This window comes from Wansuia hejianensis, from assembly GCF_014337215.1.
Classification (GTDB): Bacteria; Bacillota; Clostridia; order Lachnospirales; family Lachnospiraceae; genus Scatomonas; species Scatomonas hejianensis.
The window spans coordinates 2,883,571-2,898,612 of sequence record NZ_CP060635.1 but is presented as its reverse complement, the minus strand read 5'-3'; the positions used below and the strand labels follow the sequence as shown (position 1 = coordinate 2,898,612).

13 protein-coding genes and 2 riboswitches are annotated in these 15,042 nt (G+C 51.3%); of the genes, 9 read left to right on the top strand and 4 right to left on the bottom strand.

The window, feature by feature from the left end; genetic code table 11:
- Nucleotides 1-3: 3 nt before the first annotated feature.
- The 6 genes from H9Q79_RS13365 (at nucleotide 4) to H9Q79_RS13340 (ending at nucleotide 7,126) form a co-directional block, all read left to right on the top strand.
- Nucleotides 4-2,127, top strand: coding sequence for a VirD4-like conjugal transfer protein, CD1115 family (locus H9Q79_RS13365; protein ID WP_249328503.1), 2,124 nt, complete (start codon nucleotides 4-6; stop codon nucleotides 2,125-2,127).
- Nucleotides 2,075-3,142, top strand: a complete 1,068-nt coding sequence (locus tag H9Q79_RS13360) for a LysR family transcriptional regulator (RefSeq protein ID WP_118648186.1) — start codon at nucleotides 2,075-2,077, stop codon at nucleotides 3,140-3,142. Before H9Q79_RS13365 ends, H9Q79_RS13360 begins: the two co-directional genes overlap by 53 nt.
- Nucleotides 3,143-3,248: 106 nt before the next feature.
- Nucleotides 3,249-3,432: riboswitch (cobalamin riboswitch) on the top strand.
- A gap of 131 nt (nucleotides 3,433-3,563) precedes the next feature.
- Nucleotides 3,564-4,670 (top strand): ABC transporter substrate-binding protein, encoded by a 1,107-nt coding sequence (locus tag H9Q79_RS13355; protein ID WP_249328502.1) that lies wholly within the window; start codon nucleotides 3,564-3,566, stop codon nucleotides 4,668-4,670.
- Between the two features lie 18 nt (nucleotides 4,671-4,688).
- The gene (locus H9Q79_RS13350) at nucleotides 4,689-5,705 is read left to right on the top strand and encodes a FecCD family ABC transporter permease (protein ID WP_118648182.1); all 1,017 of its coding nucleotides are present in this window, start codon (nucleotides 4,689-4,691) and stop codon (nucleotides 5,703-5,705) included.
- Nucleotides 5,705-6,478: an ABC transporter ATP-binding protein gene (locus H9Q79_RS13345; protein ID WP_249328501.1), complete on the top strand. Its 774-nt coding sequence runs from the start codon at nucleotides 5,705-5,707 to the stop codon at nucleotides 6,476-6,478. The genes H9Q79_RS13350 and H9Q79_RS13345 overlap by 1 nt, the downstream gene beginning before the upstream one ends.
- A gap of 324 nt (nucleotides 6,479-6,802) precedes the next feature.
- On the top strand, nucleotides 6,803-7,126 hold the full coding sequence (locus H9Q79_RS13340; RefSeq protein ID WP_147371511.1) for a hypothetical protein: 324 nt from the start codon (nucleotides 6,803-6,805) through the stop codon (nucleotides 7,124-7,126).
- A gap of 87 nt (nucleotides 7,127-7,213) precedes the next feature.
- Nucleotides 7,214-7,409: riboswitch (cobalamin riboswitch) on the top strand.
- Nucleotides 7,410-7,510: 101 nt separating this feature from the next.
- Here the strand turns inward: H9Q79_RS13340 and H9Q79_RS18295 are convergent.
- Nucleotides 7,511-7,642 carry a hypothetical protein gene (locus H9Q79_RS18295; protein WP_283245082.1) on the bottom strand — a complete coding sequence of 44 codons (132 nt, stop codon included), beginning with the start codon at nucleotides 7,640-7,642 and terminating at the stop codon, nucleotides 7,511-7,513.
- Between the two features lie 210 nt (nucleotides 7,643-7,852).
- On the opposite strand from H9Q79_RS18295, the gene H9Q79_RS13335 reads away from it, so the two are divergent.
- Nucleotides 7,853-8,263 carry a hypothetical protein gene (locus H9Q79_RS13335; RefSeq protein WP_118648174.1) on the top strand — a complete coding sequence of 137 codons (411 nt, stop codon included), beginning with the start codon at nucleotides 7,853-7,855 and terminating at the stop codon, nucleotides 8,261-8,263.
- 39 nt (nucleotides 8,264-8,302) lie between these two features.
- A complete protein-coding gene (locus tag H9Q79_RS13330) occupies nucleotides 8,303-10,216 on the top strand; it encodes an NlpC/P60 family protein (protein WP_249328500.1) in 1,914 nt (637 codons plus the stop codon).
- Between the two features lie 200 nt (nucleotides 10,217-10,416).
- Here the strand turns inward: H9Q79_RS13330 and H9Q79_RS13325 are convergent, their stop codons facing one another.
- The gene (locus H9Q79_RS13325; RefSeq protein WP_249328499.1) at nucleotides 10,417-11,094 is read right to left on the bottom strand and encodes a transposase; all 678 of its coding nucleotides are present in this window, start codon (nucleotides 11,092-11,094) and stop codon (nucleotides 10,417-10,419) included.
- Nucleotides 11,072-11,788 (bottom strand): transposase, encoded by a 717-nt coding sequence (locus tag H9Q79_RS13320; RefSeq protein ID WP_249328498.1) that lies wholly within the window; start codon nucleotides 11,786-11,788, stop codon nucleotides 11,072-11,074. Before H9Q79_RS13320 ends, H9Q79_RS13325 begins: the two co-directional genes overlap by 23 nt.
- Nucleotides 11,789-12,083: 295 nt before the next feature.
- Here H9Q79_RS13320 and H9Q79_RS13315 point away from each other — a divergent pair, with 295 nt between their 5' ends.
- The gene (locus H9Q79_RS13315) at nucleotides 12,084-13,301 is read left to right on the top strand and encodes an IS110 family RNA-guided transposase (protein ID WP_118648864.1); all 1,218 of its coding nucleotides are present in this window, start codon (nucleotides 12,084-12,086) and stop codon (nucleotides 13,299-13,301) included.
- Between the two features lie 341 nt (nucleotides 13,302-13,642).
- Here the strand turns inward: H9Q79_RS13315 and H9Q79_RS13310 are convergent, their stop codons facing one another.
- Nucleotides 13,643-14,902 carry a tyrosine-type recombinase/integrase gene (locus H9Q79_RS13310; protein ID WP_249328497.1) on the bottom strand — a complete coding sequence of 420 codons (1,260 nt, stop codon included), beginning with the start codon at nucleotides 14,900-14,902 and terminating at the stop codon, nucleotides 13,643-13,645.
- Nucleotides 14,903-15,042: the final 140 nt, after the last annotated feature.

Genomic DNA, 15,042 nt, shown 5'->3' with positions numbered 1-15,042 from the left:
AGGATGATTGAAAAACGGAAGATACCATGGTGGTTATATTTGTTACTTCTGGCTGGAATGTTGCTTATCAGCTATTACCTGTCCGGTTTGTTTTGCTATGAGGATTTGTCATTTTCAAACATGCAGGGGTATGCCTTGTATATTATCCGGCATCCGTTTACTATCTGGTGGAATGAAAAGACGCCGGCCTGTCTGTGTGTTGGTTTCCTTATCTGGATTTTTCTGGCCCTGTACTTGCAGACCCATTATCGCAATTTTCACAGCGGTTGTGAGTATGGAACAGAGGAGTGGGCGGATGTCCGGGCACTGGATAAAAAACTCCGGGATAAAGATCCGCAGAAAAACCGGATCTTAAGCAGGCATCTTGCAATTACGCGGGAAGGAGAGGCAAAGCTATCCAATAATAATATGCTGGTCATTGGAAGCAGTGGAACCTATAAAACGAATTCCGTTGTAACGCCAAATTTATTGCAGGCGTCCTGTAATTATATCGTGCTGGATGTAAAAGGGGAGCTGCTGTATCGATATGGAAACTATTTAAAAAGTCAAGAATACACCATTCGATGTCTGAACTTAAAGGAGCCGGATCGTTCGGATCGGTTTAACCCGTTTGAGTATGTGGAAACCGAGGAGGATATTATCCGGATGATTGCGGCCATTCAGGATTCCCTGACCCCGCCGGATGTGGCCAAGGGTGACCCATTCTGGCAGGATGGGGCCTGTTTGTATTTGCAGTCTGTATTTTTCCATGAATGGGCAGTTGCAAAAGAGGAGGGGAGAGTAGGCAATATGAATCAGATTATGCAGCTGGTCAATGATGAAGCGACACTTGCAACAGATCATCCGACGGAAGAGGGGGATAATCCACCTACGGTGCTGCAGCTAAAAATGGACAAGTTGGCGGAAAAATATGGCCCGGATCATCCGGCTGTCCGAGATTACCGAAAGTTAAAGCGCGGCGCAGAGGAAACCGTAAGAAGCATTATTATCATTGTCAATGCGATGCTGAAGTTGTTTGAAACTGAGGGAATAAAACGAATTTTTTCCGGGGATGACATCCATTTGCGGGAGTTTGGAACAGGTGTTGGCGGGACAGTAGAGCATCCAACCAATCAGAAAATAGCACTGTTTTTATGTGTCCCGGATGATGATAAATCTTTCAATTTCATTTGTTCGACACTCTATACGCAGGCACTAAGCGTTCTGATGCGAATGGCCGATGAAGATTTCCGTGACAGGGGAGGAAGTTTGCCGATCCCATTAGAGATCTGGATGGATGAATTTTACGCGGGTGCCAGGCCCTATGCGGTGGACAGTTTAATGGGCGTTGTACGCTCCCGGAATATTGCCCTGATTCCGATCCTACAGTCTGTGGCGCAGCTAAAAACCCTGTATCCGGGGGATAAATGGCAGATCCTGATGGACAACTGTGCGGTGCTTATGTACCTAGGCAGCGGATCCGGAGCGCTGGAAACTCACAAATATATATCAGAACTCATTGGCAAAATGACGATTGATACGGCCAGTGACGGGCAGTCCGGGAAAAGTGGTAGCGTAAATTATAATCGGACCGGCCGGGAACTGATGACACCATCGGAGGTTCGCCGGATGGATCGGAAGGAGTGTATTATTTTTCTAGAGGGGCAGCTCCCGGTTCGGGATCGGAAAGCCCTTCCCTGGGAGATGCCAGAAAAAGAGGGCCCGTATCGAAGCGCAATCGCCTTGAATAAAAGCGGAGGTTATGAGCATCCTGTGAAGGTAATCAAGAATAGCCGGGGGCTGGCCCATACCATACGGGAAGATGCGGAAACTCCGATGGTTCTGGAGTGGTTAGAAACACCAGAGGATAAGGGAGCTGTAAAAATCCAATTATCAGAAGCTGATTTCCTGCATCTGAATCTACATCCCCAGGAAGAAACAACGCAAGAACATGAAAAAGATGTGCCGATGGTCGGTACAAAACTCCCAATCGATTTCAGCCAGCCCTTGTGGGCGTGCATCTTAGCATTTGTGAAGCGAGTTGGAACAGAAGAAATGGATCAGATTTTGAGCGCTTTGGAACGAGGGGAGCAGGATGCAGAGATTAAAAGGCAAATGGCAGAAATCCAAGAGAGAAAGGCTTTTTGACATCACAATGCCTGTTATTTATCTGTCAGAAGATGCGGCAGATACAGGCAAAAACATTTCCAACGGCGGCGGTCTGTGCTATAGTAGTAGCACAAGGAGGAGAAAAAAGATGCAGAACGGGATTTTTGACGTGACGCTACGGCAGATTCAGTATTTTTTAACTGTGGCCGAGGCGGGAAGCATCACCCAGGCTGCGGAACGGCTGTATATCGCCCAGCCCCTGCTCAGCAAGAAGATGATCGCCCTGGAGGAGCAGCTGGGGCTTCCGCTGCTGGCCCGGGAGGGGCGCAGCGTCCGGCTAACTAGGGCGGGGAAACACCTGTATGAGATGTGGAAGAAAATGCTGGACAGCTACAAACGGGACCTGGCGGAGGCCAGCCGCCTTCAGCGGTTTGAGATGAGCAATTTTTCCATCGGCTGTTTTCCCGTGCTGAATACCTCCGGATTTCTTTTTCCGTTTGTGGAAGGTTTGGCCCGGCGGAAGCCCGATTTGGACATTCGGGTCAAACGAGAGAACCGCGCCTTGCTGCTGGAGGACCTGCAGAAAAAGGAGCTGGACATGGCCTTTCTACTGGAAACGGATATTCCCGAGGGCCAGGACTGCTTTGAGACCAAGAAGGTGGGAACCTGCCCGCTGGTGGCGGTGGTTCATGAGAAAAGTCCTCTGGCAAAGCTATCCGCCATGACCTACGATGACCTGAACGGTCAGCGGCTGATTTTTGGACAGCCAGAGAACAGCCCTCAGAAGCAGTGCGGCATCCACCGTCTCTGCGTAGAACATCAGGTCAGGCCGGAATCGGTTCGTTATGTGAACAGCGATGTGACGGCTGTCGTACAGGTGGAAATCGGCCAGGGAATTACGCTGGGGCCGAGGCTTTTCTATCCTGAGGACAACCGCCGGGTGCGGCTGATTCCCTTCTGCGAGGAGCAGAGTATTATGGCGGTATGGAATAAAAGGGACATAGAGGAGGTCAAGAAACTGATTCGGGAATTTTTGAATGACAGCGCACGGTGAACGGCAGCGAACAATATGATTTTGGAATAAATATATGCCGATTTGATACTTTACAAAAAGAAGAAGAATCGGCTATACTTAGCCTGTACTTTCGAAAGTAAAACAGAATAGGGACAACTTGCAGGGTACACAGCTATGCTGTGTTGAAAAGGGAATGCAGTGAGAATCTGCGGCAGCCCGCTTTACTGTGATAATTATATCTGTTCCAAGACGCCACTGGGATTCGTTCCTGGGAAGGCGGAGCAGATGACGATTTCAGCCAGGAGACCTGCCTTGCGAGAAAAAACATTGCTTTTTGGTGGGAAAAAGAGTGGCCTGAGTTGGAAAACTGTGAATCGCCATTGTATGCAATGGGGGTTCTTTTTATTTGGGCAGACACAGAGCCAGAAGCATCTTTATGGAAGGACAGGAGGAAAAAATCATGAGTCGAATGAAAACAAGAATGTTGGCGGTAATGGCGGCGCTGTCTCTGGGAGCGGGACTGATGGCCGGATGCGGCGGAGGGGGCGATGCGTCCAGCTCCGGCTCGGCGGTCACATCCTCCGGGACGGAGGCTGCGGATTCTTCCGGCACATCATCGGAGTCGGCTTCTGTGAGTGCGTCGTCGGGGGAGGACAGCGCCGCGGATTCAGCCGCCTCGTCCGGCTCCTCCGGGGAGACGGCAGAGGCGTCCTATCCCCGGGAGCTTCAGGTATCCGAGGATACGACAGTTATACTGGAGAGCCGTCCGGAGCGGGTGGCGTCCCTAGTGTTCGGCACGGATGAAATGCTGCTGGGGCTGACGGACGCGGAATTTATTGCGGGCCTGTCGGGCCTGGACAACGGCTGCGCCTATCTGGCGGCCGATGCTTCGGTTTATGAGGATATTCCCAGAATCAACGAAAACGCGGAGATTCTGATGGACCTGGAGCCGGATTTTATCATTGGTTCCAGTTGGGTGGACGAGGACCTGAAGGCGCAGATTGCGGATAGCGGCATCCCCTTCTACGGCTATACGACGCCGAAAACCCTGGAGGAGCAGGTGCAGATTGTGAAGGATCTGGGCTACCTGCTGGGCGATGATGAAAAGACAGAGGCTCTGGTTCAGGATATGGAGGAACGGATTCAGGCGGTGGAGACCGTGGCGGACGGGATCGCGGAAGAGGATAAGGTCCGGGTTATGGCTTACAACATGCACGAGAGCAGCAATGCCCTGGGAACGATTTTCGACGATATGGTGACGACGGCGGGAGCGGTCAATGTGTCGTCTGAGGCCGGACTGGAGGGAACGGCGAAGATTTCCAAGGAACAGATCGTGGAAATGAATCCGGAGGTCATCATTCTGGTGGAGTGGGCTTCCGATACGGACGAGGAGTTCCAGGCCTTTGTGGAAACCCTGAAAAGCGACGAAAGCCTGCAGACGGTAGATGCGGTGAAGAACGGAAGAATTTACGCCTCCACGGACAACTCCATCACGAACGTTTCCCAGTTCGCGGTGGACGGGCTGGAGTTTATCGCAGAGAGTTGCTATCCGGATCTCTATAAATAATAAGGGAAGGCCTGGCATATGAGAAAAAAGCGCGTATTTATCGTTTTGGGCTTTGCGCTGGCCGTCATATTCATCCTGGGGCTGGTCATCGGTTCGGTGGCCATGCCTCTGGAGGAAACAGGGAAAATTCTGGCCAATGAGCTGTTCGGGGCAGAATTTCCGGTCTCGGAGGCGCGAACCAACATTCTCTTCAACATCCGTTTTCCACGGGTGCTGCTGAGCATGCTGACCGGCATGGGTTTCGCCGTATCCGGCGCGGTCATCCAGGGCGTGTACAAAAACCCTATGGCGGATACGGGTGTGCTGGGTATTACCAGCGGAGCCAGCCTGGGAGCTATTCTGGCCATTGCCACAGGGCTTTCGGCGGCCACCTTTCTGGCCATGCCGCTGATGGCGGTGGCGGGCGCGCTGTTGACGGCCTTCGGGGTGTTCAGCTTTTCATCGAGGAAGGGAAAGGTTTCCGTCCTCACGCTGGTGCTGGCGGGAATCGCCGTCAGCACCTTTTTGCGCGCCATGGTTTCGCTGATCCTGAGTTATATGGAAGAGGGACAGATGAAGGAATACCTATACTGGTCCATGGGAAGCCTGTCCTCCACCCGATGGGAACATGTGAAGCTGGTGGTTCTGCCGATTCTGCTGGGCACAACCTGGCTTTTCTGGCACGCACGGAAGCTGAATATCCTGATGCTTGGAGAGGAAGAGGCCCAGTCGGTGGGGCTAAACCCCTACCGGAGCCGGAAACAGTTCCTCTTTGTGACCAGCCTGATCACAGCCATGGCGGTCTGTGTCAGCGGCGGTATCCAGTTTGTGGGGCTTGTCATCCCGCACATCATCCGCCTTCTGATAGGGGCGGACAACCGCTATCTGATCCCCGCCAGCGCCATGGGCGGCGCGGTGTTCCTGACGTTCTGCGACCTGCTGGCCAGGACTATCGCGGTTCCGGCGGAAATCGCGGTGGGTATCCTCACGGCGGTGATCGGAGCGCCGTATTTTCTCTATCTCATCTATCGCAGCAGAAAGGAGCAGGCACGTTGATGGAACCGGGAGTCGAATTAAAACACATTACCTTTCAGGCCGGCGGCCGCACGATTCTGAAGGATATTTCCCTGTCTGCCGACCGGGGCTGCTTTGCCGGGGTGCTGGGGGCGAACGGCGCGGGCAAAACAACCCTTCTGAAATGTATCAACGGGATTCACGCTTGCTCTGGGGAGGTGCGCGTCTGGGGCAGAAATATCCGGGATTGTACGGAAAAGGAAGTGGCGCGGCTGGTGTCGCTAATGAATCAGAATACCAATCTGGAATTTGACTTTACCTGCCGCCAGGTGGTAGAGTTCGGACGCTATCCCTACTGGAAAAAGGGCTTTTGGGGAGAGAAGGGAGATGAGCGGATTGTGGTGCAGGCCATGAGGGATACGGGTGTGCTGGAGTTCGCCGATGTCTTAGTCACGCGAATTTCGGGCGGGGAACGGCAACGGGTTCTTTTTGCAAAGACGCTGGCCCAGGACAGCCGGGTGGTACTGCTGGATGAGCCCACGGCCAATCTGGACCTGCGCTACCAGAGGCAGCTGTTCCAGTTCGGCCAAAGGCTTGCTTGTGAGGGAAAAACGGTGCTGGCTGCGGTTCACGATCTGAACATCGCCCTGCGGTACTGCGACACGTTCTTTCTGCTGCATGAGGGGGAGCTTCTAGCACAGGGAACGGCCGGGGAGGTCATGAGCCCGGAGCATATGCGGCAGGCGTACGGCCTGAATACCCAGCTGTACCGTAATCCCGTTCACCATGGCTTGGAATTGGCGGTACTGGAATGATGTGGAAGTCCCATAAAAACACGATGAGATATAAATTAGGAAACGTATTGAAAAATAGAAAAAATAGTTGTAAGATAACTATTATCATGGTATACAAAATGTGGTATAAAACCATATCCTTTCTTTGCACGGGCACCCTGAGATCAGATTGATGGGTCCCTTTGTGCTAGAGAGAAGAGCAATAAAAGTAACAACCCAATCATCAGGTATCAGTCTGCCGGTGGTATCGATTCTGCGCTGCTGCCTGAACTCTTGTCAGTGATCCTGGTGCAGTCTGGATCATAATTGATGTTTTCCATAATGATGAGTATAGAGGCTATGAAATTGAGTTTTAAAAAGAAAATAATTATCGGAATAAATATTATAGGGGTTATATGTCTCGGATATTATGCGCTACCATATCTGATGCATGATACAACAATTGGTAACTCAGAAGCAATGCTCCCCATGCGAGAATACGAAGCGTCAGGTTTTGTTTTGACACTTGGGCTTTTGCCGCTGGTAATTGCAAATCTTTTGGCATTTTCGTTAATAAAATGCCAAAATAAATGGGTGAGATTTTTGTGGCTTTTGCCAAGTTTGGTCTGTTTCCTAATTGTTGCGCATTTTTGGATTACAGCGATTAGTGATGCTCTGCAGAAACTATAAAGAAGAGGTATTTTCTTCGGATTATGACGAAAATAATTTTTGATTGACAATTCTATCTGCTGAGAGTATGATGAGCTTGTGTATAAGTTCCATATCGGCGTAACAAGTGCATCTGCGCGCGAAAAGCGCGCCGGTGAAAAGGGAATTGGGTGTAAGTCCCAGGCGAGCCGGTCACTGTAATCAGGGAGCAAGGCGTAAGAATCCATTGTATGAAAATCATATGAGAAGGAGCGCTGCGTGACGATCTGAGAGCCAGGAAACCTGCTTGTTGCGTATAAGGTTGAAGATTCCAGGTAAAGTCTTCCGTCTATAGATAGATATGGAAACCTGATTGAGAGCGTAGCTTGCTCCGCCGGGAACCTTTGAACGGAATTTATACATCGTTTAAACGGCAGGGCGAGATACTTCGATGTCAGGTGGGCTGTTCTGAGCCACATCATTTTCCTCCGCAAAAAATATGATGGTCAGGCTTTTCCGCTTGGCAGTGCGCCGGGCGTCGAAGATATTTCCCCACATGATGACGCATCTCCCCAGAGAGGGAGTTTTTTTATGCAGAAAACAGAAATCGTATATTATCCCTTTACGGCCGTAGGAGGACAGGAAAGGCTGAAAAAGGCTCTGCTCTGCTGCCTGACAAATCCGGGACTTGGCGATGTTTTTTGAGAAATACCGCAAAACTGTGGGAAGTGGAGCCGGCAGGAATGTATAAGGAAAGAAGAAAGAAAAATGGAACGGTTCTTTGAAAAATACCATGGAGTAATCATTGCAGGAATCAGGGCAGGAAAAATTGTTTCGAAGGGTTTCCTGAAATTTGCCGACGATATGAAAAAAACTCTGCGGAAGGAAGGGAAGGAGTACGGGATGAAGCTGGTCCGTTATACGGTCGGAGCTTACAGAATATCCGCTGTATTTGAGAGGGAAGGAAAATATGCCTGGTTCGCATATACCTGTCCCCAGGGCAGGCGTCCGGTAAATCTGGACACCATGTCGGAGCCGGACTGTTTCATCTGCGGAACTGCGGACAGCGCGGAGAAGCCGTCCGACGGCCCGGTTCGGTTCACGAACTGGACCTGTCTGCTGGAAGACGTGGACGGGCTGCTGAAAAAGAAACGTCCGGCGGCCCGGGAAAACAGATGAAGGGATAAAACGCAAACAAGAGGAAAGGCAGGACAGACAATGAAACGGAAGGAATTAAGGAAATTACTGATACCGGTGCTGGCTTTTTGCATGGCGGCGCCTGCGCCGGTGCTGGCAGCAGAGGGCGGCGCAGCGCAGGCGGGAACAGAGGCAGGCGCTTCGGCAGGAGGGCAGGAGGCGTCCGATACGGAATGCCTGTCTGAGACGCCGGAGGCTTATGAGCAGAGGACCGGCTATGTGCTGCCGGAGGGCTGGCAGTATGTGCTGGATGAAAACGGCTGCGTGATCCTGAACGGAGACGGTACGCCCCAGCTCCGGGAAGAGCCGTCCGAGGAAACCGGGGAAGGAACGGAGACGCCGGGAGAGCAGCCTGGGGAAGGAACGGAGACACCGGGAGAGCAGCCTGGGGAAGGAACAGAGACGCCGGCGGTTACGCCGGAGCCGGAGCAGACGCCGGGGGCCTCCACTTCCACCAATGAGCAGCTGATCGCGGCCCAGCAGATCATCGAGCTGCCGGTCATCGTGGAGGATTTCCGGTTCTGGACCGTAGCCCGGAAGTACGCCTTTGCGGTCGAGGACCTGGAGATCAAGGAAGAGATGGATCAGGAATCCAGGAGTATTGGAAGCCTGGCCCAGAACGGCGTCTGCTACGTCCTCAAGGAGGATCAGGAGACGGGCTGGCTGTATGTGGAATCCGGCCGGGTCAGAGGCTTTGTGAAGGCAGAGCAGGTGATGACCGGCGACGAGGCCCAGAGCCTTCTGGAGCAGTATCAGAATACAGCGAAGGCCCTGGCTGAGGAAGCAGGGACGGAATATACCGGAATCGGGACGGTGGCGGCGGAAGCCGCAGAACTGGTGCCCTGGCAGGAAAACGAAGCCTTTACTTGGCTCCGGGCCACGGTGAACCAGACGGTCATTGACAAGAAATATGCCCTCTGCAATGCGACAAAGCTGAACATCCGGGAAGGACAGGGTACGGACAGCCGGATTGTGGGAACCCTTTCCCAGGGGGCTCTGTGCTATATCCTGGCAGATCAGGACCAGGAATGGATTTATATCGAGTCCGGGGATGTGCGGGGCTTTGTAAAGAGCGAATATATTGATTTCGGCGAGGAGACGGACCGGGCCGTGGAGGAAAAGGGCGAGGAGTCCTTTGGCCTGGCGGAGCAGCTGATCGAGCCGGAGGAAAACGAGGCGATCTATTATACGCTGACCTCCATCAAATCCGGGGTGCCCGGAGGCGAGCTGCGGCAGTCCCTGCTGGACTTCGCCGCCCAGTTCATCGGAAATCCCTATGTATGGGGAGGAACCAGTTTGACGGAGGGGGCCGACTGCTCCGGCTTCGTTCAGAGCATTTTCCGTCAGTACGGCTATGAGCTGCCCAGAACCTCCGGGGAGCAGTCCCAGTACGGAACCCAGATTCCGGTGGAGGACGCCCAGCCTGGCGATCTGATTTTCTACGCCAGAAACGGAGTGGTCTACCATGTGGTGATTTACGCCGGGGACGGCCAGACCATCGAGGCCATGAGCACCAACGTGGGAATCGTCAGAGGGACGCTGGACACCGCCCACGCCGTATGGGCCACCCGGATCCTGGAGGATACGGTCTACGCCTACGGAAGCGGCGACATCGCGGAGGTCAACGCGGAGCCGGCCATGTATGGGACGAATCTGGGAGAGTTTAAGCTGACCTATTACTGCGCCTGTGAAATCTGCTGCGACGTGGAAACGGGAATCACGGCCACCGGAACGCCGGTGGTAGAGGGCCGGACCATTGCGGTGGATCCGACGGTGATCCCCTACGGAACCCAGGTGATCATCAACGGCCATATCTTCACGGCCGAGGACTGCGGCGGGGCCATCAAGGGGAACCGCATTGATATTTACGTGAACGACCACGACAGGGCCAACGCGCTGGGAGTGAATTACGCGGAAGTTTATCTTCTGAAATAATTCTATTCAGTCATACATTTTGGATTTCCATAAGTAACGCTGCTGAATCCTTAATGAATGGGAAATGCCATATGTCTGATGATAGCAAAAACTTTCTATAAGCCAGTTTGGAGCTGTTGACAAACCCCACAAATTCTTTTTCTGTAATGATCTCGAGATATAGTTGAGCTGGTAAAGCGTAAAAAAACACCTCCACGGTGTTATCCCAAACATTTTACCATCCGTTTCATGTTTAATGCCATAGCTGACAAGAGGCAGTGGGCTTCCGCTGCCTCTTGTCCCCGTCTGTACAGGCTTCTTAAATTGTGCCGCGCCTTTTGCGCCGCAAAACTTCCCTCGCACCATATTTGCCGCATGTTCAGGATATGGGTATGCATCGCTGTCCCTTCCCTTTCACGGCACTTTTTTACTGCTTCTTCAAAGATATTTACCCGTAGGGTTCGCTTCTGCGCTTGGGCGCTTAAACACCGGCTGGACATGGCACAGCTTTGGCAATCTTCTTTGTCCGCACGGTATACACGGCAAATATTGTACTCCTCCCTCTCCAGACTTCTCAATAACAGATGTTTTCCGCCAGGACAAACAAAGCTGTCCGTTTCCTCCTCATATTGGAATTCTTTACGGGTGAACTCTGCCTGATAGTGGATGCCGCTGGCTACTCTGGGTGTATACAAACGGATTCCCATTTCCTGAAGCCTCCGGCAGATCAGGCTCTTCCCATATGCCTTATCTGCGCCCGCTGCTTCTATTGGCAGTCCCAGATGGTTCCGCATATACTCTATCCGCTCCAGATATGGATGGGAATCATTCACGTTTCCTGGAGTTACTTCCACATCCACGATAATTCCATGTCTGCTATCCACACTCTGGTGACTCAAATAATGCGGCCCCTCTGGTTTGCCCGGTCGTTTCAGAATTCCAGCATCCGGATCTGTCTGATTGACGGTTTTCTCTCTTACTTGTTTTTTTTTGATTGTGGCTTTTTCGTTGAGGCCTGATCGCGCCGGCATTCTCTAACCGCCGCCGTTCCTCTGCCTCATGGAGATCCAGGAGGTTCATGTAAACGCTGGTTTCTTTTTCTGCCGTGATTTTTATGTTTTTTCTCGGGGAAGCGTTTGCCTTTACATGCGTCGAATCGGTCAGGATGGTTTTTCCATCCACCAGGCCCTTTTCTATACATTGCAAAACAATCTGCTCAAACAAGCGCCGAAACAGGTCCGTCCCATGGAAACGCCTGCGCCTGTTTTGGGATATGGTAGAATGGTCCGGAACACGTTCCTCCAGATCCAGACCTAAAAACCAGCGGTATGCCATATTTACTTGTATTTCCTGTTCGATTTTCCGTTCCGAATTAATGCCAAACAGAAAGCCGACCAGGAGATACTTGATCAGAATCACCGGGTCAATAGACGGGCGTCCATTATGATGGCAGTAATAGTTCTCAGTTTCTTTATAGATAAAAGAAAAGTCCACAAGCTGATCGAGTTTCCGTAAAAAATGGTCTTGTGGTACGAGGTCTTCGATGGTAACCATATGGAATCGAATCTGTTTGTTTTCTGTTCGTGTCATCATAAGTGAACCCTCCTTACTACTACAATATATTTATGGTTAATACCCCTTACAGCCAGTAAGGAATTATCCATCTTGTTGCTTAAGCTGTTAGAATGAGTATGGCAATAGGTCTGGCCTCCTTCCTTTCAGGACTTTACGTCCGTAGAAAAGTCAGCCAACCAGCCCCCTCATTCGCAGCATTCGTTTTACGCAGGTTGAACCATGAGACGTTCGTGTGAAACACCCAGTAGATTGAATAGGCAATGGGAAAACTGGTATTGACCATTGCTAATCCATTTACAAAGGAGTATCCATTATGAACGCTGTTGGTATTGATGTTTCCAAAGGCAAAAGCACCGTTACGATCCGCAGACCAGGCGATGTGGTCCTCATGCCGCCCCGCGACATCCCACACACCAAGTCCGCCATCAATGAATTAATCAAACAAATCCAAAGCCTTGACGGCGAGACAAAAGCCTGCATGGAACACACGGGCAGATACTACGAGCCGCTTGCCGCCTGGCTTTCCGACGCCGGCATCTTTGTCAGTGCCGTAAATCCTGTCCTCATCAGGGATTTCGCTGATGATTCCCTCCGCTCTCCCAAGACGGACAAGGCGGATTCCAAAAAAATCGCACGATATACTCTTGACCGATGGGCAAAACTGAAGCAATATGGAAGCATGGATAAAACACGCAACCAACTCAAAACAATGAACCGGCAGTTCAGCTTCTTTATGGCACAGAAAACTGCCATGAAGAACAACCTCATTGCACTGCTCGACCAGTCTTACCCGGGCGCGAACGACCTCTTTGACAGTCCCGCCCGCAGCGACGGCAGCCAGAAATGGGTGGATTTTGTTTACACCTACTGGCATGTGGACTGTGTCCGGGGAAAATCCCTTTCCGCCTTTACGGAGCACTATCGGAAATGGTGCAAGCACAAGGGTTACAATTTCAGTGCGGAGAAAGCGGAGAAAGTCTACGAGGCTTCCTGCGACCTCATTGCCGTGTTCCCGAAAGATGACAACACGAAAATGCTCATCCGGCAGGCTGTCGCCATGCTAAACACCGCTTCCGAAACCGTGGAAAACCTTCGGATAAAGATGGACGAAACCGCTTCTGCTCTACCGGAATATCCCGTTGTCATGGCAATGAACGGCGTCGGCTCTACCCTTGGTCCGCAGCTTATGGCTGAGATCGGGGACGTGACGCGTTTCACGCACCGGGAAGCCCTAACAGCCTTTGCGGGCGTCGATCCCGGAAAGAACGATTCCGGCAAACACGTCCAGAAGAGCGTGCGTACCTCAAAGAAAGGTTCTCCCCATTTGCGAAGGACGCTCTTTCAGATCATGGACGGGCTAATCAAGCGTTCGCCCATTGACGACCCCGTTTACGTCTTTATGGATAAAAAACGTGCTCAGGGCAAGCCTTACTACGTCTACATGACTGCCGGCGCAAACAAGTTTCTCCGTATTTATTACGGACGGGTACGGGAATACTTCGCATCACTGCCCGAAACGGGAGAAAACTAAGCCCAGCTTTCATATCTTTGTCAGACCAACGTCCTGCGGTGGTCTGGTTTTTGTACTTTTAATTCAACCTGTATAAATTTTTCAAAGTTCTCAAATTTCTGCTTGACTTTTTATTTGCAGACTTTTTTCTATTTTACCATAATAGAGGTATGGAGAAAAGAGTTTGTCAACAGCTCCAGTTTGTACCGAGTTTTTGTCATCACTGGCAACTCAAATATACAAATCTATAAAATAACAGCAAAACAGCCGGCATGGAGGATAAATCCAGGCAGGCTGTTTTCTGATACAAAAAATTCCGGGAATATTTTCTTCCCGGAAGCGCCACGTCTTTTCCGGGAAATTCAGGCGGTTTTCACGTTCTCAGACGGGTCGTCCGACGGCGCATAGCCGGGAAAAGCCAGGAAACTGATCTGCTGTTTTTTGTAGCGCATGGACAAATGGATATAGCGCGACGCCGTGATCTGGATGCTTGAATGGCCGAGAATTTCGCTTAACACTTTCAGGTTCACGCCGGATTCTACACATTCTGTGGCAAATGTATGACGCAGGGTATGAAAATGGGTATCCCGTAGTCCACAATCCTTCAGAAATCTTTTAAAACGGTTGCTGCAGGTACGCGGTTCTACAGGGTATCTGGTGCCGGTTAGCAAAAAATCCCCGTCCTGAAGCTGTGACAGCCAAGTCTCCAGGAGGGGGAGCAGGGCAGGATGGAGAGGAACGGCCCGTGTCTTTCCGTTCTTTGGAACAGTTAGGAGCAGGGCTGTTTTCTTTCCTTCTGACAGATTATTTTTTCCAACTACCGTCAACCGCTCTGACGGCTGGCTTTCTTCTGAACCTTTTTCCACCCTCGTTGTTTTCAGAAGCCGCGGCCTTTCTTCCACAGGGAGGCGCTGAAGCGTATGAGACACAACGAGATACTGCTCATCCATCCGAAAATCGGCTTTCCTGACGGCGCATAATTCTCCGATCCGCAGGCCGGTGTAGCGGGTCAGCAGGAAACCTAAAGCCATACCACGTTCCTCTTGTGAAAGCTCGTTCCTCAGTATGCCGGAAAGACCCTTTACAAAATGGCCGGATTCTGTTTCGGTAAATATGGTGATTTCGCTCTGCCTCCGGTGTGCATGAAGGTTCTGGATGGAAAATCCTGTGTACCCTGCCTTCCGGGCATATTTCTGAAGTCCGGAAAGGACTGCCAGGATCAGGTTCATCTGAGAAGTGCCAGTTTTGTTCGCCCAGTTCTTCCAAGCCTGAGTGATTCGGTTTTGTGTAATGTTGCTGAGACGGCAGGAGCCGAAGGCTGGGATCAGCCAGCGGTTCAGACAGCTTTGATAACGGACACATGTGCTGTGCTTCCAGCGCTGTCTTCCTTCGGCAAACCATAGGGCGCAAAGCAGACGAAAAGAAGGATTTTCCCCGGATAGATCCAGTAAAGCAGGATAGGGGTTCTGCATTTCGTAATCCAGCTTTTTCTTTTTCACCTCCCGGTAAGTACGTCCATAAAAAGAACGGTAAGACAATCTGCCGTTTTTCTTTCTTCCGATAGCTGTACGGGCTTCCCAGCGGCCGTCTTTTCTCTTGTAAATATTTTCTCCGATTCTCATAGCAATCTGTCTCCCTTCACCGCAATCGTTTTTGACCATTTTTGTGACGGCGCAACCAACCAGTAATGCCGCATCTGCATCTGCGGCGTAGCTTTTTTCAACTAAGAACAGCACTGGTTGCCTTTGATTTGCTTTACAAG